We start from the raw sequence: 24564 nt of genomic DNA, 5'->3' as shown, positions 1-24564 counted from the left end.
TGGCACCACCCCCGATCCGGCAGCCGCCCCGGAACTGCAGCCGACCCCACGATCGAGCGATGCCGAACCATTAAAAACAGGACTTAACGCCCTCTCAGACTTCATGACGCGGGCCCTTGCCCGGCGGCGGGTCCAGAACGGTTCGGTACTCGTCGCCGGTTGCCCGGGACTCATCCATGCGGTCATAGACGTCAAGGATGAGGTCCTTGGTGCGGTATCTACCGTGGGTGGCCTCCTCGTCGCTCTTGAGGCGGGAGAACGCATCCATGACGTACTCCGCGTCATCGCGAGCCAGTCCATAGAGGTGGAAGAAGGCCGCGTCCAGCTCTGCACGCAGCAATCCGCGCCGCTCCTCATCCCACCGGAACGGGCGTCCTGCCACGCCGACCGCCCTGGCGAAGGCCGCCATGTCACAAGCGGTATAGGCAAGTTCAGCCACTCTTGAAGCAACCCACTCCGCCACCGTTTCGCCGCTGCTCCATGGACACGGCTGGTCACCCGTCTCAGGGCTGGGCACTGGAAGCTGGTAGGCAGTGAAGAACTTCAGGTGTGTACCGCTGAACTTCTGACGCGCCACGAAGTCGAGCACGTACGAGGACAGCGCCGCCTGGAGCAGTGCAGGATTGCCGAAGAAAGGCAACATCAGCAACGTGCCGTCAGGAACGGCAGTGCGACGCAGAGCAGTGTTGATCATGGTTCGGCGATCCGAGGTTCGGCAGATATCACGCCACCCCAACAGCCAGTCCTCGTACCACTCCTTGTCCGCCAGCCGCGTCTCCACCCCCGCCCACATGATCCGGTTACCCTTCTTGTTCCGCTTGCCGGAGTCCACATCCTGCTCCGGCGCCCAGTACCGGGGCATCGGGGCGAAGTCAGGATCGTCGTGCTGTTCCGGCGTCACGCGCGGGAGCGTGCCGACGTTGGCCTGGGCCTGAGTCTGGCCCTCGTACGTGCCGAGGCGGTGGTCGAAATGGTGGAGCATCTTCGCCTCGTACAGCGGGAGATAGCGGCGCGTCTTTCCCTCTTCGTCGACGCGCGTGAAGACGTTGCCCGTCAACTGCCAGCCAGCGTCCGCCAGTTCCTGCCTGCCCCGGAACAGGTGGGAGTCGGAGGCCATATTGAACAGGCCCTGCCGGAAGGTCAGCCCCCAGGGGTTGCTGCCGCCCCTGCCGTATTCGTCCGGCTCCTTGAGTAGAACCGGGACTCGGCTGTAGACACCGAAGGTGATCTCCGCGTCGCGCCGGGATTCGAAGACCGGGAGGTTCCCGGTGTTCGGGTTAACCAGCAGGATCTCCTCCAGCGGCATGGTGAACTGGCGCGCAGGCAGGTCCTCCATGTACCAGGTCCCGAACGCGAAAGAAGCCTCCCGGACCTGCTCCTCCCGGCCAGTGACCGTGAGCAGACAGAAGCGCGTCGAGTGGTGCACGTCCCGACTCAGCACCCACGCCTCGTTCTTAAAGTCCAGGAACGACACCAGCCGCTTCGAGCGCACCAGGTCGGAGAAGAACGGTGCCGTCGTTGCGTCCGTGGCGATGCCCGTCTGCAGGACCAGCCCGAACCGCCCTCGCAGGGCGATTCCGTGCGACGCCGCCTCCGCGAACAGCGGATACGTGTTCAGCTTGCCCCGCGCGGCCAGCGGGAACCGACCCGACCAGCGCGCGAGATGAGCGAAGCCGTCGGACAGCCGCTTGTCGGCGATGTACTCGGCGTGCAGCTCCCGGTCCGCCTCGTCCTCGCTCTCGGCGAGCTTGCCAATCAGGGTCTGCCGTGCCGCCTGGTTCGCGGCCTTGGCAATCTCCGGGGCGACAGTGGCGAAGTACTCCTCCGTCTTGAACTCAAGGGTCTCCCACGGCGGATTCCCCAGCACACAGCTGAACCCGCCTTTCCACCCGGTCCGCTCGTCCACTCCCGGCGCCTTCGCATCTGCCGGAACCCGGAACACCTCTGGGAACTCCAGGTGCCAGTGGAAGAAGTGGTACTCCTCCCGCAGCCGGACGACCTCCTCCACCGTGCCGTCCGGCAGGCTCGCGCCGCCGTCCTCGGAGTGCAGAGTCAGCAGGGACTTCGTGGTCAGCGCGGGCGGCGTCGCTGTCTTCGTCTTCTTCCAGACGAACGCCGCGCACCACGCGTCGGCCAGCTCAAGTGCCCGGATGTAGTCCGGGGAGGTGGTCAGCTCCCGATACGCCTTGGCCTGGTTCCGGACGTCCTCCAGCTCCTGCGAGTTCGTGCCCGTGATTGCCGAGACCTTCTCACCGAACTCCACGTTGGACTCGGCCAGCACTTCCTCCTCCGCGAACAGCGCGTCCTGGTTCACCCCGTGGCGCAGCGCGACCTTCCACGCCGTCCGCTCCGCGGTGTTGCGCTTCCTCAGATCGGTGACGTGCTTTGGCTCGTCGCCCTCCAGCGGCTTGAACGCGTCGTCCGGCAGGCCCTCAGCCAGCAACTTCGGGGTCGTGCCCAGCAACCCGTTGCCGTGCTTGATGTGGGCGTCGAGGAAGGTGAGGGGCCGGCCCGGCTCCATCGCCTCGATCCACAGGGACACCTTGGCCAGCTCCACGGCCATCTTGTTGAGGTCGACGCCGTACACGCACCGCGCGATGACATCACGCAGCGCGTGCCGTACGTCCTCAGCGTTCGGTTCGGGATCGTCCGTGCGGATCTCGGCGAGGCGGCGGGCGATACGGCGAGCGGCGGCGACCAGGAAGTGGCCGGAACCGCAGGCTGGGTCGCACACCGTCAGAGCGAGCAGCGCGTCCTCGCGCTCCTTCTTCGTCGTACCGGAGCGGACGGCCTGCTCGATGACCGGGTCGAGCGCGGAGTCGAGGAGGCAGTCGATGAGGGGGGACGGGGTGTAGTAGGAGCCGGAGGTCTTGCGGTCGTTGCCGTCCAGCTTGGCCAGTACGTACTCGTTGCCCTCGCCGAGGCGCGGCTCCAGTTCGAGCAGGGACTCGTACACCGAGCCGAGCTCGTCGGCGCCGAGGTGGCGGTAGTCGACCTTGCGAGGGCGGCCCAGCTTGGCGTCGTACACCTCGGACAGGGCATGTACGGCCTCGTACAGGGACTGGTTGGACAGGCTAAGGCCGTCCAGGATCGCGTCCGTGGCCGTGGGCTCGAAAAGGCCGCCCAGCGCCGGGAGTCCGAGTTCGGGGCGGCCACCGGGGGTACCGAGGCCCTTGATGACCAGCCGCAGCGCCTGCCACTGGTCGCCGTGAAGGGTGCCGGTGCGGCGGGCGACGCGGCGCAGGCGGGCCGTAGAGAAGTACTTCTCGTACGTCTCGCGTGCCTTCTCGGTGGCGTCGGGGTGCAGGAGCAGGTCGCGGTCCTCGGTGACGAAGAGGAACAGCAGGCGGTAGGCGAGGCGCAGCAGGGCCGGGTGGAGGTCGTCGCGGACGTTCTTGTCGCGGGTGCGCAGGGCGTCGCGTAGGCCGGCGTTGTCGGGGTGGGCGATGAGGCCCGTGCCGATCACGGTCAGGGCCTTCTCGACGCCCTTGCGGAGTTCCTTCAGGGCGCGGGTGCCGCTGTCGATGGCCTCGGTACGCCACTTCTCCAGGGGGCAGGTCGCGGCCGGCTCGCCCTCGGCGCGGGGCTCGAAGCGGGTGCGGTGCAGCAGGCGCCACAGGAGGACGAAGTCGTCGGAGCGGTCGCCGTCGAAGATCGCCTGGAGGTCGAACTCGATGAAGGCGGCACCGGTGAGGGAGGCGGACTCCCGCAGCAGGCGCAGCTGGCGGCCGTTGGAGAGGACGCCCCAGAGGGTGGAGTCCGCCGAGCGGTTGAGGTACTCCTGCACCATCGACTGGGGGGCCTGCTTGGCCAGTTCAGTGGTACGCGTGTCGAGGGGAACGTTCCAGCCGGTGAGATGGACGGGGACGTACGCCCAGCGGTGGCTGACCTCGAAGTCCTTCTCGCCGTCGTGGGAGGGCAGGCCGGGCGCGGGGACGGGGGCGAGGGCGCCGAAGCCGAGCTGCTCGAAGAGGGGCAGCAGCCAGCGCTCGGTGGTGACCCCGGCCGCGTGCACGCCGGGGTCGGCGTCGGCGCCGTCGCGGGCCAGGGCGTCCTGGTAGGCGGCCCACACGCCGCGCAGATAGCCCCAGGAGCGCTCGGCGGCGTCCCGTACCGAGTCGCCCTTGGCGTACAGGCGGTAGTCGGCGGGCTTGGAGCCGGTCTGCTCCTTGCCCTCCTTGATCCGGACCAGGAGGTCGTATGGCAGGAGGCCGCCGACGGTGGCGACGGTGTCGGTGACGAGGGTTCTGGCGGTGCTCATGCGCCCACTCCCTGGGAGAACGTCGGGGCCGGGCGGTAGTGGTACACGCCCAGGATGTCCGGGTCGCCCTGGGGGACGACCTTCAGGCCGGCGAGACGGGCGCGGGAGGCGGTGCGGACCCTGCGGTGCGAGGCCTCCAGGTTGCGACCCAACTCGGCCGACTGGTCTCGCAGTTCGGGCATGATCGCGGAGAGGGCGGTCAGGATCTCGGCGATGTGCTCGGTGGCGAACTTCGGGTCGGTGTTCTGTGTGGCGCGGGCTTCGAGGAGGGCCACGGCCTCATCCTCCGGAAGCCACTCGGGGGCGTCGGGCCTGCCGCGGTAAGCGACCACTCGGGCGTCCTCGGCGAGCTGCTCGCGCACCGAGCCGTCGCGGGCGGGCAGGTTCAGCTGGAAGCGATGGCGCACCAGTAGGAGCGTGGTGTTCCGCTCCACGGCCTTCGTACGGATGACTCCGCAACGGCGCGCCGGGCGCTGCCACTCCGGGACCTTGCCGGCGTCGTCTAGGGCCGCGTCCAGGACGAAGCGGGCGACGGCGGCGACCACCGGGTCCGTGCGGGTGAGGGCGGCCTCGCCACGCGGGGCGCTGGGGGCGTCGTGGAAGACGACCGGGCGGGGGTGGCGGGGGCCGAGCGCGTGCGAGACGGTGTCGCGCAGGCCCTGCGGGAGGGCGTCGGTGTGCACGGTGAAGCCGCCCTGCTTCGTGGGTGCGGGCATGCCGCGCAGGGCTCCCAGGGCGCGGCGTGTGAAGTCCCGCACCTCCTCGCCGGTGCCGAGCGCGGCACGGACCTCGTCGACCTCGGCCGCCACCTCGGCCTTCTTGATGGTGAGCTGGGCGTACCGGGAGCGGTAGCGCTTCTCCCGCTCGGCGGAGGACTGCCAGGCGATCTCCAGCTGCTCGGCCACCTCCTCCTGCGCGAACAGCCCCTCCTGCTCGTACGCTGGCCGCTCGCCGCGCAGGATCAGGCCCTCGAACACGGCCTGCATGGCGCTCTCGGACTCCTGCGGCACGGGCACGGAGATGCCGGTGACGCGGCGGATCCGCTCGTGCTTGCGAAGCAGGACGTTGAGGACGATGCCGTCGACGGGGTTGTCGGCGCCGTAGAGAGTGAGCGCCTTGACGACGTCGGTGCGCTGGCCGAAGCGGTCCACGCGACCCTCGCGCTGTTCGTGGCGGGTCGGGTTCCACGCGAGGTCGTAGTGGACGACGGCGTCGAAGGACTCCTGGAGGTTGACGCCCTCGGACAGGCAGTCGGTGGCGACCAGCACGCGGCGCTCCGGCGCGAGGTTGCCCTCCTCGTCGGCGCCGGTCAGCTCGGCGATGCGGGTGACGCGCTGGTCGGGCGAGAGTTCGCCGGTGACGGAGGCGACCGCGACCGGGTGTTCGGTGCCCTTCTTGTTGAGGATTTTTTTGAGGTGGTCGGCCACGTAGTCGGCGGTCGCGATGTAGCGGCAGAAGACGATGGGCCGGTAGTCCTTGTCGAGGAGGTCGGAGACGGTGGTGATCAGCTTCTTCAGTTTGGCGTCGCGGGTCGGGCCGTAGAGCTTCTTGGCCGATTCGGCCATCGAGACCAGACGGGCCTTCTCCCCGTTGTCGGCCTCGCCGTCGACCTCGGCACCGGTGTCCGCGGGGAGGCGGGTGCCCGGTACGGCGTCCGCGGACTCGGGGGTCGAGCTGTCGGCCGGGTCCGAGACGGTGCGCTCTCCGGTGCGGTCCGCCTCGGCGGGGGTGTCCGCCTCCTCGACGCCGGCGCGCGTGTTCAGAGACTGCACGGCAGCGGCCGGGGAGGAGGACAGCGTGCGCAGCAGGGCGAGGGTCGACCACCAGCGCTGACGCTGCTGGAGGGCGCCGTCGGCCGCGCGTACGGTCTCGCGGGCGTAGGACAGGACCTCGTCGAGGAGCTTCTTGTAGTCGCGGTGCAGGGTGTAGGCGGTCTCGGCGGTGTCCCGGGAGGACGGGAAGTGCGCGCCGTCCTGGAAGTCCTCACGGATGTCGGCGCGGCGGCGCTGCACGAAGAACTCGGCGAGCAGCCTGCGGCCCGCGTCGGTGTCGAGGGGAGCGGCGGCCAGACGGTCGTCGAGCAGACCGATCAGGCGGCGGAAGGGCTCTTCCTTGCCGCTGTGCGGAGTGGCCGTCACGAGGAGGAGGTGGCGGTCGGTCCGGTCGGCGAGGGCCCGCAGCAGCGCGTACCGCTGCTGGGAGGAGCGGGCGGACGCGCCGACCGTAGTGTCGGAGACGCAGGAGTGCGCCTCGTCGACGATCACCAGGTCGGGGCAGTTCCGCAGGAAGTCCTCCCGGTGGCGGGGGGACTTGATGAAGTCGGTGGAGACGACGTACGCGCCGTCGGGGCGGAACACCGACTGGCCGTACGGGGTCTCGCGCTCCAGACGGCCGATCGTGGAGGGCAGCACGAGACGGGCGTCGACGCCGAACTTGCCGTACAGCTCGGCCCGCCACTGCTCGGCCAGGGCGGGCGAGCACAACACGACCAGGCCTCGGGCATCACCCTGCGCCAGCAGCTCGGCGGCGATCAGCCCGGCCTCCACCGTCTTGCCGATGCCGACGTCGTCGGCGATCAGCAGCCGTACGGTGTCCTGGCGCAGCGCCATCAACAGCGGCACAAGCTGGTACGGGCGGGGGTCGACGGCGATCGAGGCGAGCGACCGGAAGGGGCCCGCGCCGGAGCGAAAGCCGATGCGCAGGGCGGTGCGCAGCAACCCGGCCGCCTGCTGGTCGCCGAGGTCGGAGGGAGTGGGCGGGGCAAAGGTGGCGGGAACGACGGTCTCCAGGCCGGGCAGAACGCCCGCGATGTCGTCGTCGGCGCCGCCGAGCGGGCGCAAGACGAGGAGGTCGGGAGTGGAGTCCGGTAGCACGACCCACTCGCGGCCCCGGGCGTGGACGAGGGAGCCGACGGCGTACTGCCGGGTCGGCTGGGCGGCGGTGGTCATGCGGGCCTTCCGGGGTCGGGGCAGTGGAGGGGACGTTCGGGCGGGTCGGCCGGGGCGGTGGCCGGACCGCTCGTCGGCGGGCCGTGGGAGGGGCAGGCCGATGGGGTCTGCCCCTCCCCGAAGTCAGCGGCGTGCTTCACCGAACACAGAAGGGTAGTCGGCGACGACCTTCGACCAGTCGTCGTCGTAGCGGATGCGGATGACCTCCCAGCCGATCTCCTTCAGCCGTTCCGCGGCCTCCTCGTCGCGGAGGGTTGTCTCCGCGTGGTCATGGTGCGGGCCGTCGACGAAGACCGCGACGGGGCCGAAGGAGGTGTCGTAGACGAAGTCCGGCTTGGACAGGGCCGCGCTCAGCCTGACCTGCTGGTGGTCGGGCAGGCGGTGGCCGTGGGTCCTGAGGTAGGCGACGAACCGCTCCTCCAGGGAGGAGTCGGCGCCCTCGATGAGCGCGTCGGCCTGCTCGTCGCGGCTGCGGCCCGCATGGCTGGAGCCGACCTCGCCACCCGCGAAGTCCATCAGCAGCTGCTTCACCAGGTGGCGGTCGATCATCCGGTGGTGGCGCTGGTTGCCGAAGGAAAGCAGGCAGTCGTAGCAGCCCTTCTCGCACGGGTCGCCATTGCGCTTCTCGGCTCCCCGGTCGCGTCCGACCTGGTCGAAGTGCGCGATCTTCAGGGCCCGGCGGGCGGCGCGGGCGAGCGCGTCGGGTTCGGCCTGGAGGCGGCGCAGGACGCCCGCGCCACCCTCGGCGCTCTCGATGAACAGCAGCCGCTCGCGGGGCCCGTCATGCGGCGGCAGCTCCTCGGTGTCCAGCTCGGAGTCCTCCAGCTGGAACTCGGCCTCGATGCCCCGCTCCAGCGCGTACTGGAGAGTGATCGCGGTGTCCTTGTCGACGGGGGCTGCGAGCTTAAGGACGAGGATGTTGCGGGTGTCCTGGACGTACGGGATGACGGGGATCTTGCGCACGACCTTCTCCGCGTCGGCGAGGCCCTCGTCTTCCACCGGGCTCTCCCGGCCGGGCGTGCTCGCGCTCGGCCTGCCGGTGGAGCCGGCCAGCCACTGGCCGGTGACCGGGTCGAGCCAGAAGCCGATGTCGCCCTTGGCGACCGAGCGACGGTAGCCCAGGTTGGTGAGCCGGACGGTGGCGCTGTCGCCGTAGACCAGTTCGGCGAGGAGGCGGTCGGTCGCGGCCTTCGCCTCGGCGCGCAGCGAACCGTCCCGGCCGTCCTCGTGCTGCTTGAAACGGTAGGAGATCTCCACCGCGTAGCCCGTGCGCTGGCGCTCCTCCTCGTCGGAGGAGATCCGGTCGCGCCGGTGGGTGAAGACGGTGTGCAGGTGCAGCAGCCCGGTCCGGGGGTCGCCGTACGATGTGCCGCAGCCCAGGCAGGTGTCCTCGCGCCGCTCCTCGGGGGACAGATAGCCGCAGCCCTGGCACACCTTGGCACTCTCGGTGGTCAGTTCGCCGCTGGTGTCCGGCGGCAGCTGCACCCGGTCCACCTTGAACCGGCTGCCCTCGTGGTAGATCAGCGCGCCCGGCCCGAACTCGCGGATAGCGATGAACCGGGACCGCTGGAGGTAGTCGCCATCGTAACCGCGGCTGGTGCGGCCGGTGCCAGGGATGTACGCGGCGAGCGGCAGCCGGGGGAAGGAGTAGCCGGGCAGGAAGCCCTCGGAGGCGAAGTAGCGGTACGGGTAGAAGTCGGACAGCACCGTGCGCTCGCCTCCCTGCCTGTTCTCCAGAAGGGCGATCTGGTTCTCCGCCTGGGCGCGGCGGCGGACGGCTTGAGCCTGGGAGCGGCCGGTCGCCGTGCGGTTGCGGATGTTGTTGTGCTGGATCTCCCGCTCCTCCAGGGCCTTGCGGTAGAGGTTCCGCCAGCGTCCGCACTTCTCGTCGAAACGGCCGGGGGCCTTGGCAACGGTGTCCTCCAGCCACTGCTCGTACCACCAGGACGTCTCGCGCAGGGCGTCGACGCAACCCGCAAGTACGGTGCGGGCCCGCAGGAGGGCGCGCTGCTGGGCGGCCGGGCCGCCGATCTGCGCTCGCACCCCGGGCAGCAGCTCCAGCGAGGGGGTCTTGCCGTCGGTGTCGAGGATCTTGGTCATGGTGCGGCCGAGTTCCAGGCGGGTCTCGGCGAGCCAGATGGCGTGCACGTGCGAGGCGAGCAGGTCCTCGTTGGCCAGGTCGAGGCGGGGCGCGGCGACGGTGCCCGCGACCATCTGGTCGGAGCGGGTGAAGTAGTACTGGTCATGGCTGTTGCCGGTCGCGCAATACGTGGTGACCAGCGCGGGCTGGCCCGAGCGGCCCGCGCGGCCCGAGCGCTGGGCGTAGTTCGCGGGGGTCGGCGGGACGTTGCGGAGGTTGACGGCGTTGAGGCTGGCAATATCGACGCCGAGTTCCATCGTGGGCGAGCAATACAGCAGGGGCAGCGGCAGCCCCTTGCTGAACATTTTCTCCCGTTCCTCGCGGACGTCGGGGTGGACCTGGGCGGTGTGCTCGGCGGCGTGCAATCCGGCGAAGGTGGACGCGACCTCCTTGTAGAGCCCCTTGAAGAAGGCGTTGACGCGGGGGCCCCGGCCGGTGCGGTAGGTGCGGCGCAGCCGGTCCACCGCGCCGTGGTCGTCGTCGCGGGCGTGCCAGCGGATCACCGGGTGGTGGATCTGGTAGCCGGGGTCCTCGCCCCGACCCTGGGTGATACGGCTAAGGACACCTCCGTCGGCGAGGACCTCCAACAGGTCGCGGATCACGTCCTGGGCGTCGTCGAGGGAGAGGTCGTAGCTCCAGTGCGGGAAGGTCTCCGGCTTGCGGACGTGGCGGCCGAAAGCGCCGCGGCCGGTGAGGTTCTTCTCGCTGCGGCTGCGATCAGGCCGCCCCACGCGCGGCAGGGCGACGGTCGGTGTGGGAGGGGCCGCCTCGGTGTCGGCGATCCCCCAGGCGTCGTTGAGCTTCGCCGACTCCTTTCGCAGCTCGTTGAACTTCGCCTCGGTGAAGTACGGGGTGTCCACGGCCCGCTGGCGGCGCAGCTCGTCCATGAGGACCCGGGCGAGATCGAGCCGGGTGGCGGGAGTGGCGGTGCGCAGCGGCCCTGCCGCCCGCTGCCAGCGCTCCTCGTCCTCGGCGATCTGGTCAAGCCCCGCGTACTCCAGCCCGAGCAGACCGGTCTGCTCCAGGTTGGGCATGGTCACCCGCCAACCGCGCTCCAGATCCAGGAAGAGCCGGTACTCGACCACCTGGGCCAGCGCGTCCCGCGTCTCCTCGGCGAGCGCCTCGACTTCGGTGGGGTTGTTGGCGTACTCGTGCGAGGCCAGCCCCATGGCCTCGACGACCTCCTCGCCCAGCCGCTTCCAGCGCAGTCCCTTATCCCCCGCCTTCAGCATCGCGCGGTACAGCGCACCCCGCAGCTGGGTGACCATCACGAAGTCGTTGAAGTGACCGGACTGCAGGCTGGCGTCCTGCCGGTTGTCGACGAAGGTGAGCAACTTGCGCGCGTCTTCGTCGAGTTCCTTCTCCGGCAGGCTCTTCAGGTGGCGCACGATGGAAGCGCTGACGACAGACGTGGCTGTAGACCGGCCCTCTTGGTCGAGCGTCATCAGCTTGGCGAAATCCCGCTCCCGCACCTCCTCGTAGCTGACCCCGCATTCAAGGCAGAACAGGAACGGGGCGGGCACGTAGGCGGCGTAGAGGCCGTCCCCGTCCTTGTTCACCGCCGTGCCGTCGGGCCTCACCCACACGGGCTGTGGGGCGCGCTTCTTGCGGCTCGCGGTGAGGACGGGCGTGCCCTTCTTCGGGTCGAGGGTGAGCCAGCTGTCGGGGAAGCGGCGCTGGTCGATCGCGTCGGCGACACGCTCGGGCCAGGGGTTGGCGGCCGAGAGGTAGAGGTAGCCCTGCTCGTCGTCCGCGTCCTCACGGGTGCGGAAGGAGACCGTGCCGTCGTTGCTCTGCTCGCGGGCCACGGTGAGGTACTCCTGGCCGCACTCGCGGCAGAAGGACAGCGGCAGCAGGAGCTTCTCCGGCTCTCCGGGCACCCGCTGCTGGTAGGTGCGGGTGATGTGGCGGCTGTCCGCCGGCTCCAGGGAGACGTACGCCGAGCCACCCTTGGAGAGGAACTGGTGGAGACGGAACGCGAACAGCGCGCGGTCGTCGGCGTCGCGGACCTGTGTGCCGGCCCGGAGGGTGGACCGGATGGCCTTGGCGCAGGCGGTGTACAGCTCGTCCTCGGGCGCGTCGCGCGGGATGTCGAAGGCGTCCTCGCGTAGGACGCGCGCGGCGAGCTCCACGGTGGTGGGCTTGGCGCGCACCAGCAAGCGGGTGCCGTCCTCGTCGGTGGTCTCGGTGAGGCCGAAGGCGGTCTCGACCCAGTGGGCCAGAGGGTCGGCCTTGAGTGCGTCGTACTCCAGCGGAGGGTTGTTCTCCATTACGCGGGCGGCGAGTTCGGCACATGTGGGGGTCGTGTCGCCGGTCGCGCGGACCAGGGTCTCGCCCACCACCCGGTCTGGGGAGATCTCCGTGTCGAACAGGGTGGAAGCAACCTCGGCGACCTCACGGCGGCGGGCGGCGGGGGTGCCTTTGGTGGACATGGTGGCGGAGGTGCCGACGCACTGCAGGGCGGGCGACTCGCAGGCCTCGCGCACGCGCCGGACCAGCAGGGCGACATCGGCGCCCTGACGGCCGCGGTAGGTGTGCAGTTCGTCCAGGACGAGGAAGCGCAGGCCCTTGGCCCGGCCGATGAGACGCTTGCGCTCCTCGGGGCGGGTGAGCATGAGCTCCAGCATCACGTAGTTGGTGAGCAGGATGTCCGGGGGGGTGTCGAGGACCGCGTCCTTCTCGGACTGCTTCTCCTGGCCGGTGTAACGGGCGTACGTGACGGGCTCGTTGCCCGCGCCGTATCCGTCGGTGAGAAACTTCCTCAGCTCGCCCCGCTGGCTGTTGGCCAGCGCGTTCATCGGGTAGACAATGATCGCCTTGATGCTCGGGGGGTCTCCAGGCCGCTTCTCGCTCAGGATCCGGCTGACGATGGGCACGATGTAGCCGAGGCTCTTTCCGGAGCCGGTGCCGGTCGTCAGGACGTACGAGTCCTTCGAGTCGGCGGCCTCGATGGCGTCGCGCTGGTGCTGGTGGAAGCGGATGGGACGGATCGTCGCGTCCCGCTTGTCCTTGCCGGTGCGGAAGATCCGCTTGCACTCGGGATGGAGGAGGCCGAGGTCGTCGGCGAGGTGGTCGACGGTGCCGCCGCTCGCGAAGCTCGGGTTGAGCGAGAGCCAGGGGTCGGGCCACTGGTCGCCGTCGGCAAGGGACTTGGACACCTTCTCGCCGATCCGCGGGTCGTCGATCACTACCGATCCGGATGTGTATTCCTTGTAGTCCCGGATGAGCCGACGATGCACCTCGAAGACGTCCACGTGATCCTCACTAGCTCCCGACCTAATCCACGCATCACCGTAGCGGGTGAGGCGCATTGGACGGACCGCCCCGCCTTGATCCCATTAGAGCAAGAGATTGTGAACTAAGTCAACGAATAAAACAGCGCGCGGGCGGCAATTCGAAGCACCACCGTGTCACACTCTTCTCGACATCAGCCCGGGCAGGGCACGGCAGGGCACGGAGGGGACGGGCCGCAGCGCGAATGGACACCGGAACACTGATCGCCGGTCGCTACCGGATCAAGCGCCTCATCGGCCGGGGCGGCATGGGAGTCGTCTGGCTAGCCCACGACGAAAACCTTGGTCGCGACGTGGCGTTGAAGACCATGAACGTCGATCCGGGACTCACGATGGAGCAGCGCGCCCGCGACGCCGAAAGGTTCCGCAGGGAGGCGCAGGCCGTCGCGCGACTCGACCATGCGGGCCTCGCCACCGTCTACGACCTCGGCGAGGAGAACGGTACCCGTTTTCTCGTCATGCAGTACGTGATCGGACCACCGCTCGACGACCGGATCGCCGAGGAGGGCCCGCTCCCCATCGAGGAGATCGCGTCGGTCGGCGTCCAGATCGCCTCCGTCCTCGGCTCGGTGCACGCTCGCGAGGTCGTGCACCGCGACCTCAAGGGCAGCAACGTCGTGATCCGCACGGACGGCGTGGTCAAGGTCCTGGACTTCGGCGTCGCCGCCTTCCTCGACCCGAGCACCACAGGCCTCACCACGACCGGCGAGCGCCCCGGCAGCCTGGAGTGCATGGCACCGGAACAGGTGCAGGGCAAGCCAGTCGACCCTCGCACCGATCTGTACGCGCTGGGCTGTCTGCTGTACGCGATGCTGACGGGCGAACCGGTCTTCACGCACGAGTCCGAACTGATGTTGCCCGGCATGATCCTTGAGCAGCCGCCCGTACCGCCCGGCAGGCTCCGTGCAGGCATCCCCTCCGACCTGGAGAACCTGGTGCTCCAATTGTTGGCCAAGAACCCCGACGAGCGCCCCGCCCACGCCGGCGAGGTGTGGCGGCGTCTCGCCGCGTGGCTACCCGAGCACCGCGCCCCCGAACAGGCACTCGTCCCGTGGGCCGAAGTGGACCCGCTGCGGCCGTTCACCCACCCGATGGGACCCGAGGCCCGGCCTGTGCGGGCATGGGCAACATCGGGGCGGAGCGGCCGACCTGGGCAGACGGAGGCAACACCAGGGCAGCACAGCCAGCCGCCGCGCTGACCCGCACACCTGGCTGGCCAGAACGCAACATAGGCCGCCAAACCCGCAATGGCACATCTGTGAACAAAGTCAATGGTCATGTACGCTGGCCGATGCAGTTCGAAGGAAGGGTGGCTTGATCACACACCCATGACCGGGGAAAGCCCTCCCTCCACCAGAAAGGCCCTGGGAGTAAAGATGCCCACGTCGCGCGCCGTACCGGTGACCTTGGCCGAAATCGCCCGCCTTGCGGGTGTGGGACGAGCCGCGGTGAGCAACTGGCGGCGGCGGCACCCGTCTTTCCCCGAGCGGATCGCCGGCACCGACACCAATCCGCAGTTCTCCTTGACCGACATCGAGGACTGGCTGCGCGACAACAAGAAGTTGAAGAAGTCCGCCGAGAGGGAATGGCTCTGGCCCGGTTTCGAGGCGCTCGGCGGGCGGGATGAGACCGGGGCCGCGATCGCCGAGGTAGGACGGCTCCTCTCCGGGCGCGTGAGCGACGCAGGCGAAGAGAACCGTGCCGACACACGGGAGCTGATCGAACGGGCCGTGGATCTCGGCCAGCGTGAGGGAGGCACGGAAACATTCGCGTTTCTGCTGCGCCGCTGGCTCGACGTCCATGTGCGCCAGATCGCCACGACCCCGGAACCGCTGGCATCCCTCATGGCGCAACTCGCCCTCAGGGCGGCCAACGGCCTGGCGGGCGACAGCCTAGGCGGCTCCGGTGGCACCACGGCCATGGATCCTGCTTGCGGCCCCGGGCATCTCCTCCTAGCCGCGGCCGACGCCGCGAGGGCATCCGGCGCCGAGGCGCTCACCCTGCTCGGCAGTGATCGGGACGCCGTCCTCGCTTCGCTGGCGGACTCCCGCATGGCCCTCGCCGAAATCGACGGCCACAGGGAGAAGGAGTGCGCGCAGGTCTCCGTACGGGCTGCTGACTCCCTACGCGACGACCCGTTCTCCGGCACCCCCGCCGACATCGTCCTGTGCAACCCGCCCTTCAACGAACGGGACTGGGGATACGAGGAGTTGGCCACCGACGCCCGCTGGAGTCACGGCCTTCCGCCGCGCACCGAGCCCGAACTCGCCTGGGTCCAACATTGCCTGGCCCAGCTGCGGCCCGGCGGCGCCGCGGTACTGCTGCTGCCGCCCGCCGTCGCGGCCAGGAAAGCCGGCCGCCGCATCCGCGCCTCGCTGCTGCGCACCGGGCAACTGCGGGCCGTCGTCGCGTTGCCGCCGGGCTGCGCCGCACCGCACAGCGTCTCCTTGCATCTGTGGGTGCTGCGGATGCCCGTCCACGGGGAAGGCACACCGGTGGGCGATCGGCTGCTGGTCGCCGACGCAGCCTCGCGCTTCCCCCGGGACCCGGAGGAGAAGTGGACACCCGACTGGGCGGCGATCAGCGCTTTTGTGCGCGAGGCCGTCGAAGAGGCGGACTCCCCACAGGCCCCTGCCTACGTACGACAGGTGCCCGTCATCGAACTCCTCAACGACGAGGTCGACCTCACCCCTGGACGCCACATTGCTCCACCCCCGGCAGACACGGCACTCCGACTGGCCGAATCCTGGCGGGATTTCACCGGGCTCACCGCGAACCTGAACAAGTCGGCCAGGCTGCTCGCGGCGCTCGACCTCGCCACGGCCGACGCGGACACACCGACGGCAACCACAGTCGCCGAGCTCGCCCGGGCCGGGGCGCTCACCCTGCGCGGCGGCCAGCAGCCGCCGGAGGAGTCGATCCACGCCGGCCCGCCGTCCGACGACGGCATCCCCCTCCTCACCGTCCCCGATCTTCTGGTGGACGGCGAACCCCGCAGCTGGCTCGCTCCCGGCACCGCGGCGGCCAGCGAGGCCGTCATCGCCGAACCCGGGGACATCGTGGTGGTAGGCGTCGCCCGTGCCTTCTCCGCCTGGGTCCACGAGGGGCCCCCGACCGCCCTCGGCCCCCAACTGCATGCCGTGCGAGTACAGCCCGAACAGCTCGACGCTTGGTTCCTCGCCGGTTCGCTGCGGGCTCCCGCCAATGCCCGGCAGGCCGGCACCCACACCACGAGTTCCTCCCGCATCGACGTCCGCCGTCTCCAGATTCGCCAGATCCCCCTCGAAGAACAGCGGCGCTACGGAGAGGCGTTCCGCGAACTCACCGCCTTCGAACGGCTCTTGCGTCGCGCAGCCGACCTCGGCACGAACCTCGTCCGCGACCTCGGCGACGAGCTGGCGGCGGGACGGCTAGCCAACAAGGCGTAGCACATCGGCTCGCCCACACCAGTCGGCGTCACGCATCCCTTCACCTGGGCTCGGCTAGGCGCGCCGTGAGCTGGGTGTCGACCGCGCGGCGTACGGCCTCAACACGAGCCGCGAGTTCCGGTGGCAGGCCAGCGGCGGTGCGGCCCGCCGTGTCGACCGCCGCGATGACCGCCTCCAGTTCCCCGAAGGCGAGTCGACACTCAGCCATGCGCAGCCGAATCAGCGCGCGATTGGCCCGCTCGGCCGGGCCGTCCCCATGAATGAGACCGTCGTCGACGGCCCGGTAGAGGCGGGCCGCAGCGCCGAAATTTCCGGAGAGGCGGAATCCGTCCGCAGCCCCCTGCCACACGCGACGCACCAGAGGCCGCCGCTCACCCCACTCCTCACGGACCCGTTCTGTCAGACCGTGCAAGCGGTTGATCGCGTCGCCCGGCTCGCCGGTCGCGATCTCCGATTCGGCCTGCGCGCAGAGCTGTTCCACGACGCGGGCGTCCAGCCACTCATCTGCTGGTGCGGACGCGACAGGCAGCGTGAGAGCGACCGGGCGCGGACGAGCAGCCCGGTCCCGCGGCCGACGCATGGGGGCGGTGGGGTCGGGGTGTGTGCGGGGCCGGGGCTCGGGATCGCCAACCCCTGGGGCGAACGGGTCAAGGACTTCCAGGACCTCGTCAACAGCCGGGCGCTGCTCGGGCTTCTTGGCGAGCATGCGCAGCACCAGATCGTCGATCGGCTCCGGGATGCCCGCGGCGTACGTGCTCGGTGGCAGCGGCTCCTCGTGGAGGTGTTTGTCGGTCAGGCCGGACTCCGCGCCGAGCGGGAACGGGGGCCGCCCGGTGAGGAGTTCGTAGAAGATGCAGCCGAAGCAGTAGACATCCGTTCGCGTGGTGGGCTCGCGTTCCAGGAGTTGCTCCGGTGCCAGATAGCCGCGGGTGCCAAGTGTCGAACCGTGTGCCGTGTAACGGGTGGCGTCAGCGTGCAACGGCTTGGCGATGCCAAAGTCGATGAGGACGGCCCACCCCTCTTCATCGATCATGATGTTCGCGGGCTTGAGGTCTCGGTGCACGACCGGGAGCGTGTGTGCACAGGCCAATGCCCCTGCCACCTGAATCGCGACGGCGACCGCCGTGGCCAGAGGGAGCGGGCTGTGCTCGTCGAGGAAGGTCCGCACACTCACTCCGGTCACCAGGCGCATGGCGATGTAGGGGACACCCCGGTGCGATCCGCTCCCGTACAGTTCGGTGATGCCCGGGTGGTCGAGCGTGCCCAGGAGGTTGGCCTCGCGCCGGAACCGGGCATTCCTGACAACGAGTTCGACCTCACGCTCATACGGGTCGAGGCAGTACAGGGCCTCGGAGTCGTGGCGCAGGAACTTCACCGCCACCTCCCGCCCCCCGGACACCTCTCGGGCCCGCCAGACCTGGGCCATCCCTCCCTTGCCCAGGGAGTCCTTCAACTCGTAGCGCTCGTCAACCAGATCACCCACGCCGGGCTTGTACGTATCCGCGTCCACCACCGCGCCCCTTCGCACTGCGCATATGACCCACCATCGTATCGTGAAAGCCTCTAGGAACGATCCGTCCATTGACTCAGTTCACAATTTTGTGCCATGCTCGAGTGGTGCCCGGATGTCCCCGGACTCCCGTTGCTCTGGGCCCCCTTCTGCCCACACCGCCTGCCACGGGGTAACCATGCAGAACCCACCCGGCGTCATCGGCCACGACTGGTTGATCAGGGCGAGCCCCCGGATGGCCCGACCCGACGACGCGGCCTGTCCCACCCACCGACGCACCGCGATGCGGCCCCTGCTTATCGCCGATCCGGCCGTGCCGTTCCGGCGGCCACCCCGCGAGGGGTTCGGGTTCGGCCCGCTCTTCACCGCCCTCGACCTACTGGAACACGACGGGTGGTCCGTGGAGCGGGTGCGCGAGGAACTCCGGGGCACCCGCGGTCCCTTCCGGGGATGGGGCGCCCCAGTCCACCCCGCTCACCTGGCCTGGACCGCCCACGCCCTGGAGCGCTACGTTGCCGCCCGTACCCGCGAACAGGCAGCCGCCGTCGAGGCCGGGCTGCCTCCGACCAAGCCGGTGAAGCAGCCATGGACGTGGCGCACTTACCGCACGGACGCTCCCGATGCGCGTGGCGCCCGGCAGTACGAGCACACCCTCTGGGGCCGCATGTACGCCTCCTCCGACGGAAGGGTGCGCGACCTGTGGCTGCCTTCCATCGGCCGAGCCAAGACCGACCGTCCCGATGCGGAACTCGGGGCTGTGGCACAGGTGATGGCCTTCGGCGCACCCACGCCTCGCCGCAAACAACGCGCCCAGCCCCCGCCCACCGCGACCGAGAGCACCTGCCTGCCCGAATTGGTCCGTGTCTTCGACGTCGGGTGCGCCGACGGGTCCGTGGAGGAGCTGCTCTCCGAAGGCCCCGACGAGGCGAGACAGCGGTTCAGGACCGACGCTGCGCCTGCCTTCGTCACGGCTGCCACCGAACCCGGCGTGCGGCCCGGGGAGAGCTGTGTCGACTGCAAGGCCATCGCCGGCTGCACGGATCTGAAGCGCACCCCGCGGTTGTGGGGCGGGCGCCCTCCGGCTCTCGCACGCGAGCGCCGCTCCGTCTCCGTCTGGGACCTGCGGCTGCACGCCGAGTGCCCCGCCCAGTACCACCTGGTACGACGACTGCACCTCAACGACCTCTCGGCCGAGGACCGGGGGGCACGGCGCGGCAGAGCCGTCGACGCCTGGCTCGACGCAGAGCACGCCGAACGCCCGGTACGCGGCTGCCGGGACCGCGAGATCCCCGACCCGACGGCGGTACGGGCCAGGGCCGGACTCGACAACACCTCCGCACGCGAGGCTGCCGGGATGCTCGCGGAACATCGGGTGCTGTGCCCCCTCAACGGACTTGACGCCGACGAGCAGGTGCTCGTACAGCATCGGGTCACGGCCTACGTGCCAGAACTCGACATCGTCGTCCTTGCTGTACCCGACCTGGTGTACACCCACCGCGGCCGGTGGATCTGGCGCGAGACCAAGACGTCGGCCCGGCCGCTGTGGGAACGCGATTCCCTGCTCCGCACCTATCCCCAACTCGCCCTCGGTGTCCTGCTGTTCCACGCGGGCGCGCTAGGCGACGACCCGCGCCGCACCTGGGTCGAACTGGAGCATCTGCGTGAGGTCCGTGGGGAGAGTCGACTCGAACCCATCGACCCCGGCCGCGCCGAGATCGTCGACGAAGCCCGGGCCGTCATCGCCGAACTCGCCCAGCCACTCCTGGACGACACCACCTACGAACCGAGGACCGGACGCCACTGCCACGGTTGTCAGGCCCGGACGTGGTGTCGGCCCGGCACCGCCTACGTCATTGACCATCCGCGCCCGTCGAGCCCCGACACGCAGACCTCGCCGCGAGGAGACGCCCCGCCCCATGCCTGACCGACAGCTCGTACCGGACTGGCTGTCCAACCCCGATGTCGTCCTCCTGCGGGACGTGGCCACCGCCGTCCTGCACCTGGCGGCCGTCGACCGCCTTGACTCCTTCACCCTGCCCTACCCCGCCGGCGCGCAGCGGGCCCTGGATGCCCTGGTACTCCAGTGCTTGCGCAGCGGCGCCAAGCCCCCGGCTGGGGTGCCCGAGATGATGCGCTGGGCCCGCGCCCGCCCCTTGGGTAGCTGGCCCCTCGACCAGCTGCCCGCGGACCTGTTCGACACCGCAGACCGGATGATCGACGAGGATTCCGGAGAGCCCACGCAGCTCTGCCACGAGCTCGCCGTGCGGGGATATGGGGACAGCACCGGACGGCAGTACGACCGCCTGGTGATCCATGAGGCCCTGCGCGCCTGCCGGACTGTGTCGTCACCCGAGTCGTACACGGCCTTCCGTCGCCTCCTGGTGAATCGGCCCGTCCTCACCGAAGCGGACTGGGCCGAGGTGAGCACCGACCTCTTCCTCGATCCCGTGCGCTTCCTCATCGAGGAGATCTACGCCCCCGTCCCCCTCGGGTTCCGCCGGGACGGCGCGTACCTGTGCTGTCACCGCTGCCTGACCCTGCTCCATCCGGTGTCCGACACCGAGTGGTGGTGTGAGCGCGACCAGTGCCGGCACCAGGGTCCCCCGCCGCACGGCCGGGAACTCGTCGCGTCGGACGTGGGCGAGCTGCGTCAACTGCGGAAACCTCTGAGGCAGTTCGTCACCGGGCCCGGACGCGCCGAGGTCTCCCTGGAGGACGAGCTACGCGCCTTGGGCCTCACCGTCGAGATGTGGCCCGGCTTCGACGCCTACGACCTTCGCATCACCTTCCCCGACGGTCACGTGTGGGCCGTCGACGTCAAGGACTGGGCAAACCCCGCCTTCCTCGGACGCGCCGCTACGGCCGTCCGCCCGGAGCCTCCGTACGACGAAGCCTGTTGGGTGGTGCCCGCATTCCGGGTGCGTGCCCGCCGCGACTACCTGGCCATGTATGCCAGGGAGCGGGGCCCGGGGGCGTGCGGTCTGCGGCTGCTGACGGACGAACAGCTGAAACGGACCGCGCGGCTGCGGCTATCCGGAGAACGCGGGCCGGACGCGTCCATCGCGCCCCTGCACACCGTGCCTCCAGCAAGGGAGCACGACCGGGCCCGCACGGCGTCGTCCCGGTCCGAAAGTCAGACGGCGGCGACCGACGGCGCCGGGAAGAAGGGAGCAGACCATGCGTGACCGCAGCAGCTGGTACCAGCCGGTCGTCGCCGCACTGAGGCCTTGGCCCGAAGAACACGCCGGGACCCGGCCCGCTCTGCTCTGCCAGGTCGAGCTCGCTCTGCGGCTGATGGAGACCGTGGCGCCCGGTCACGCTGCCGACGGGGCGTGGACGCTCCTCGGCGGCTACGGTCTCGCCTTCGCGCGGGCCTCGAAGCTCCCCACTGGCACCACCGAACAGGTCGCGCTGGCCGCGGCCCGACACCTGCTCTGGCCGATGCGCCGCGGCCGGATGTGGCAGCAGAGCCTGGACGCCTACCTGGAACTGCCCGAACGGCTGCGTGCGTACCGCGTCCCGGCGGCCGGGGAGCCCGCCCATCGGGTCCCCCTCAAGGTGGCGGCCGACCGCTTCACCACCTACGACGACGCGCTCGCGAACCTCCCCGGCTTCGCCACGAAGGTCCTTCCCCCGGCGGAGGCGGGCGAACACCGCTTCATGGACCGCCGCCACCGGCGCACTTCCGTCACGGTCCCCGCCGATCTCGTGCGGGACCCCTTCCCCGGCCACCCCCTCACCGCCGAACGCCCGGCCACCGCTGGCCTCCTCGACGTGCCACTCGACGAACTGGCTGACCTCGCACGGTGGATGGACGCGGAGGAGCAGCGGCGGGGGCTGAAGGCGGGGAACTGGGAGCAGCGTCTCGCCCAGCTCGACCTCGACACCCGTACCCCGGACGGGACAGCCTTCGAAGCCGCGTCCGCGCTACCGCTCGACCGGCTCACCCACCTCGTCGGTATGGTCGGCGCCGGCAAGTCGACCTTGATGACCCTGCTCGCTGTCTGGGCCTACCACAACGGTCTGCGCATCACTCTCGTCGTCGGCGATGTGGCCGAACAGCTGACGCTAACCGAGCTGTTCCGCACGCTCGGCCTGAGCGCCGCCCTGGTACAGGGGGGCACGACGCGGCCCCAGCATACCCAGCGGCTGCACCGCAGACTCGCCGCACGGGGAGAACACTCCCTGCTGGCTCACACCGAACCCGTCTTCGCCCACCTCAGCACCGCCTGCCCGCTGGACGCCCTGCGCGCACTCGACACGTCCGAGCCGCTGCGCTACACCGACGCGCCGTGCGGTGCCCTTCACCCCGCTCGGCGCCAGGAGACCGCAGAGGAGCCCGCAGCCGAGCGGGCGGTACGCGAGCTCGAACGAGCCCGAGGCGCCGTCGACAGGGAGGGCGCCACGGACAACACGGAGGCCGACGAAGAGGACCTGGGCATCCCGCACGCCTGCCCGCTGTGGAGCGTCTGCCCCCGACACTCCGCCGCGCGTGACCTCGTGGACGCGCTGATCTGGGTGGCCAACCCGGCCAGTCTCGTCCAGACCGCAGTTCCGCGTCAGCTCAACGCCGAGCGCCTGCGCTATCTGGAGCTGGCCTGCCTGCGCAGCGACATCGTCGTCGTCGACGAGGCCGACCGCGTACAGATGCAGCTCGACCAGATGTTCGCCCCGTCGGCCACCCTCGTCACCACCGGTGTCTCCGACTCCTGGCTCGACCAGTTGCAGACCCACGAGATCGCCGAACTCGCCCGGCAGGGACGGCTGCAGCTCTCCGACCAGGACGTGGAACGGTGGTCCGCCGCCCTGGACGTCGTTGGTTCCGCCGCGGACCGGCTGTACGCCATGCTCATCGACGACGGAGCAATGCGGGACTGGGCGCAGATCGACTACTTCAGTGCATGGACACTCCAGGAGAAGCTGCTGCACGCCTGGTACCCGCTGACGCGAGGCCAGGCCTCCGGGCGACCGGACAGCACGAGCGAAGGGGACATCGAGGACGAGAGCGCACTCTACGAGGATGAGGAAGGGCTGGGGGCCGATGGCGACTCCCCTGTCCCCGACGCTCCTTGGGCGCAGCGACGCACGGAGATCACCGGGTTCTTCGACACGTTCCGCGACGATCCGCTCGGCGGACGCGGCCCCTATGGAACACCCGCCGACGAGCTCACTGCCCTCGCCCACGACGTCCTGCACACCCTCGACGAGAAACAGACACGGCGCCGTGTCCGCGCGCTCCTCGACTCCTTCCTCGTCGGAGCGCCGGGCCCGGAACAGCGCCCCGTGCCCGCCGCCGAGCGAGGCAAGAAGCCGGCCCCCGAGGACGTACCACTCACCGCGGAGTGGCGGGAAATCAACGCACGGCGCCTGGAGTTCACCCTCGTCCTCGCCGCCCTGCACCAACGCCTGGACCGGGTGACGTTCTTGTGGCCCCAGGTGGAGGCAGCGCTACGGCTGGACTCCGCGGCCCACGAACTGACCCGCCGCCCGCCCCTCGACTACGCGCCACTGCTGCCCGAAGCGCCCATGGGTAACGTCCTGGGCTTCCAGTACCTGGTGGACGAACGGGCCGCCGCCCGCGACAAGGACGGGCACCGCACCGGCACCCTGCGCTTCTTCCGTTGCGCGGGCGTGGGCCGGGAACTGCTCCTGGGTCTTCCCCAGCTCGGCGCCGACCCAGGCCTTGGCAAGGCAGGCCCACACGTGCTGCTGATGTCGGGCACCAGTTGGGCCGGCACCTCTACCCGGGCCCATGTCCTCGCCCCCGTCCGTGCCGTACTGAAACCGCAGCGCAAGGCTCTCGCCGCCATCCGGGAGACCGTGTTCCGCACCGAGTTCCTCTACGACGCCGCCGGACAGCCGATCCGGCTCTCCGGCCAGGACCCCGACCAGCGCGAGGATGTCCTGCGCCTGATGATCGACCGGCTCGCTCGGTCCCGGAGCGACGGCAACTCCTCCCCTCTCCAGAGCGAACTCGCCCGAATCCCCGACCAGCGCCGCAAGCGTGCTCTGCTTCTGGTGGGCAGCTACACGGAAGCCAAGGTGGCCGCCACAGCCCTGAACGAGATCCCGCGCTGGCATGGCCGGGTACGCGTTCTGGTCGCCGACGACGCCGAACTGGAGGCCGCCGTCGACGGGGCGGCGCCGACGGGGAGCCAGGCGCCGGGCACGGGATCAGGGGCGGGAGCGGTCCGACGTGGGGACCTCGCGTCCTTCGCCGACGACCTGGACGCCGAACTGCTCGTGGCGCCCCTCCTCGCCGTGGAACGAGGACACAACATCCTCACCGCCCCCCAACGGCCCGGCGAGGAGAAGGTCGCGGCGTTCGGAACGGTGTTCTTCCTGGTCCGTCCGCACCCCCGCCCTGACGACCTCTCCCTGGCGGTCTTCGCCATCAACGACTGGGCGACGCGGTTCGTACGCGGTCAGCTGAAGCTACCGGGCGAAAGGACGTTCAGCGACATGGTCACCCAGGCCGGGGACCTGAACGCGGCAGGCAGTGCTTTCAGGACCACCGCGCGCGGCGTGTGGCGGCACGTGCTGTCACGGCCCTACATCTACTCCTCGCTCTCCGATGACGAGAAGAAGTCCTTCGTCTGGGACCAGCTCGTCACCATCTGGCAGGTCATCGGGCGCCTCGTCCGCGGTGGCGTACCCGCCCGCGTCGTGTTCGTCGACGCGGCCTTCGCACCGCGACTCGCCGAGGCACAGGCGCCCTTCACCGGCCAGAACCGGCGTCCACGCCGCGCAGGCGACCCCGGGCTGCTGGTTAGGCTACGGGACGTTCTGGCGCCGTACTTCGCGCACACCGACACGGACACTGGCACCGTCGGGTACGGCGCGCGCACCGATCCCGCCGACGCCGCACTCGTCAAGCTGCTCTACCACCCGCTGTACGAAGCACTGTGCGCCATGGGGACGTCACCCGGCCCGCGATCGGTCGACTGAAGCACGCCAACCACCGCCCTGGGCAGCACTTTAGCG

At 70.0% G+C, this 24564-nt stretch carries 9 protein-coding genes; 5 read left to right on the top strand and 4 right to left on the bottom strand.

Going from position 1 to position 24564, the window contains the following annotated elements:
* Positions 1-94: 94 nt before the first annotated feature.
* From ACFY00_RS28280 to ACFY00_RS28270, 3 genes are all read right to left on the bottom strand, one after another.
* Positions 95-4261 (bottom strand): Eco57I restriction-modification methylase domain-containing protein, encoded by a 4167-nt coding sequence (locus tag ACFY00_RS28280; protein WP_388034406.1) that lies wholly within the window; start codon positions 4259-4261, stop codon positions 95-97.
* Positions 4258-7209, bottom strand: a complete 2952-nt coding sequence (locus ACFY00_RS28275) for a helicase-related protein (protein ID WP_388034405.1) — start codon at positions 7207-7209, stop codon at positions 4258-4260. Before ACFY00_RS28275 ends, ACFY00_RS28280 begins: the two co-directional genes overlap by 4 nt.
* Positions 7210-7332: 123 nt before the next feature.
* Positions 7333-12537, bottom strand: coding sequence for a DEAD/DEAH box helicase (locus tag ACFY00_RS28270; RefSeq protein WP_388034404.1), 5205 nt, complete (start codon positions 12535-12537; stop codon positions 7333-7335).
* Positions 12538-12827: 290 nt separating this feature from the next.
* Between ACFY00_RS28270 and ACFY00_RS28265 the strand changes: the two genes are divergently transcribed.
* Together ACFY00_RS28265 and ACFY00_RS28260 are read left to right on the top strand one after the other, a co-directional pair.
* A complete protein-coding gene (locus ACFY00_RS28265; RefSeq protein ID WP_388034402.1) occupies positions 12828-13841 on the top strand; it encodes a serine/threonine-protein kinase in 1014 nt (337 codons plus the stop codon).
* A gap of 177 nt (positions 13842-14018) precedes the next feature.
* Positions 14019-16070: an N-6 DNA methylase gene (locus ACFY00_RS28260; RefSeq protein WP_388034400.1), complete on the top strand. Its 2052-nt coding sequence runs from the start codon at positions 14019-14021 to the stop codon at positions 16068-16070.
* Positions 16071-16110: 40 nt separating this feature from the next.
* Here ACFY00_RS28260 and ACFY00_RS28255 read toward each other — a convergent pair whose 3' ends face one another.
* Positions 16111-17580, bottom strand: a complete 1470-nt coding sequence (locus ACFY00_RS28255; protein WP_388034399.1) for a serine/threonine-protein kinase — start codon at positions 17578-17580, stop codon at positions 16111-16113.
* A 178-nt stretch (positions 17581-17758) separates the two neighbouring features.
* On the opposite strand from ACFY00_RS28255, the gene ACFY00_RS28250 reads away from it, so the two are divergent.
* From ACFY00_RS28250 to ACFY00_RS28240, 3 genes are read left to right on the top strand one after another with little or no spacing between them, the layout of a single operon-like run.
* Positions 17759-19504: a PD-(D/E)XK nuclease family protein gene (locus ACFY00_RS28250; RefSeq protein ID WP_388034398.1), complete on the top strand. Its 1746-nt coding sequence runs from the start codon at positions 17759-17761 to the stop codon at positions 19502-19504.
* Positions 19497-20765 (top strand): hypothetical protein, encoded by a 1269-nt coding sequence (locus ACFY00_RS28245; RefSeq protein WP_388034397.1) that lies wholly within the window; start codon positions 19497-19499, stop codon positions 20763-20765. Before ACFY00_RS28250 ends, ACFY00_RS28245 begins: the two co-directional genes overlap by 8 nt.
* Positions 20758-24528, top strand: a complete 3771-nt coding sequence (locus ACFY00_RS28240) for a hypothetical protein (RefSeq protein ID WP_388034395.1) — start codon at positions 20758-20760, stop codon at positions 24526-24528. The genes ACFY00_RS28245 and ACFY00_RS28240 overlap by 8 nt, the downstream gene beginning before the upstream one ends.
* The last annotated feature ends 36 nt before the right edge of the window (positions 24529-24564 follow it).

The sequence above is a fragment of the Kitasatospora sp. NPDC001540 genome, assembly GCF_042894345.1.
GTDB lineage: Bacteria > Actinomycetota > Actinomycetes > Streptomycetales > Streptomycetaceae > Kitasatospora > Kitasatospora phosalacinea_C.
The sequence above is the reverse complement of the archived record's forward strand: the minus strand, read 5'-3'. Positions and strand labels throughout refer to the sequence as shown.

What these genes read in the sequence shown, in the direction of transcription:
- ACFY00_RS28280 (WP_388034406.1), bottom strand. Translation starts at nt 4,261, where the DNA reads ATGAGCACCGCCAGAACCCTCGTCACCGACACCGTCGCCACCGTCGGC.
- ACFY00_RS28275 (WP_388034405.1), bottom strand. Translation starts at nt 7,209, where the DNA reads ATGACCACCGCCGCCCAGCCGACCCGGCAGTACGCCGTCGGCTCCCTC.
- ACFY00_RS28265 (WP_388034402.1), top strand. Translation starts at nt 12,828, where the DNA reads ATGGACACCGGAACACTGATCGCCGGTCGCTACCGGATCAAGCGCCTC.
- ACFY00_RS28260 (WP_388034400.1), top strand. Translation starts at nt 14,019, where the DNA reads ATGCCCACGTCGCGCGCCGTACCGGTGACCTTGGCCGAAATCGCCCGC.
- ACFY00_RS28250 (WP_388034398.1), top strand. Translation starts at nt 17,759, where the DNA reads ATGCAGAACCCACCCGGCGTCATCGGCCACGACTGGTTGATCAGGGCG.
- ACFY00_RS28245 (WP_388034397.1), top strand. Translation starts at nt 19,497, where the DNA reads ATGCCTGACCGACAGCTCGTACCGGACTGGCTGTCCAACCCCGATGTC.
- ACFY00_RS28240 (WP_388034395.1), top strand. Translation starts at nt 20,758, where the DNA reads ATGCGTGACCGCAGCAGCTGGTACCAGCCGGTCGTCGCCGCACTGAGG.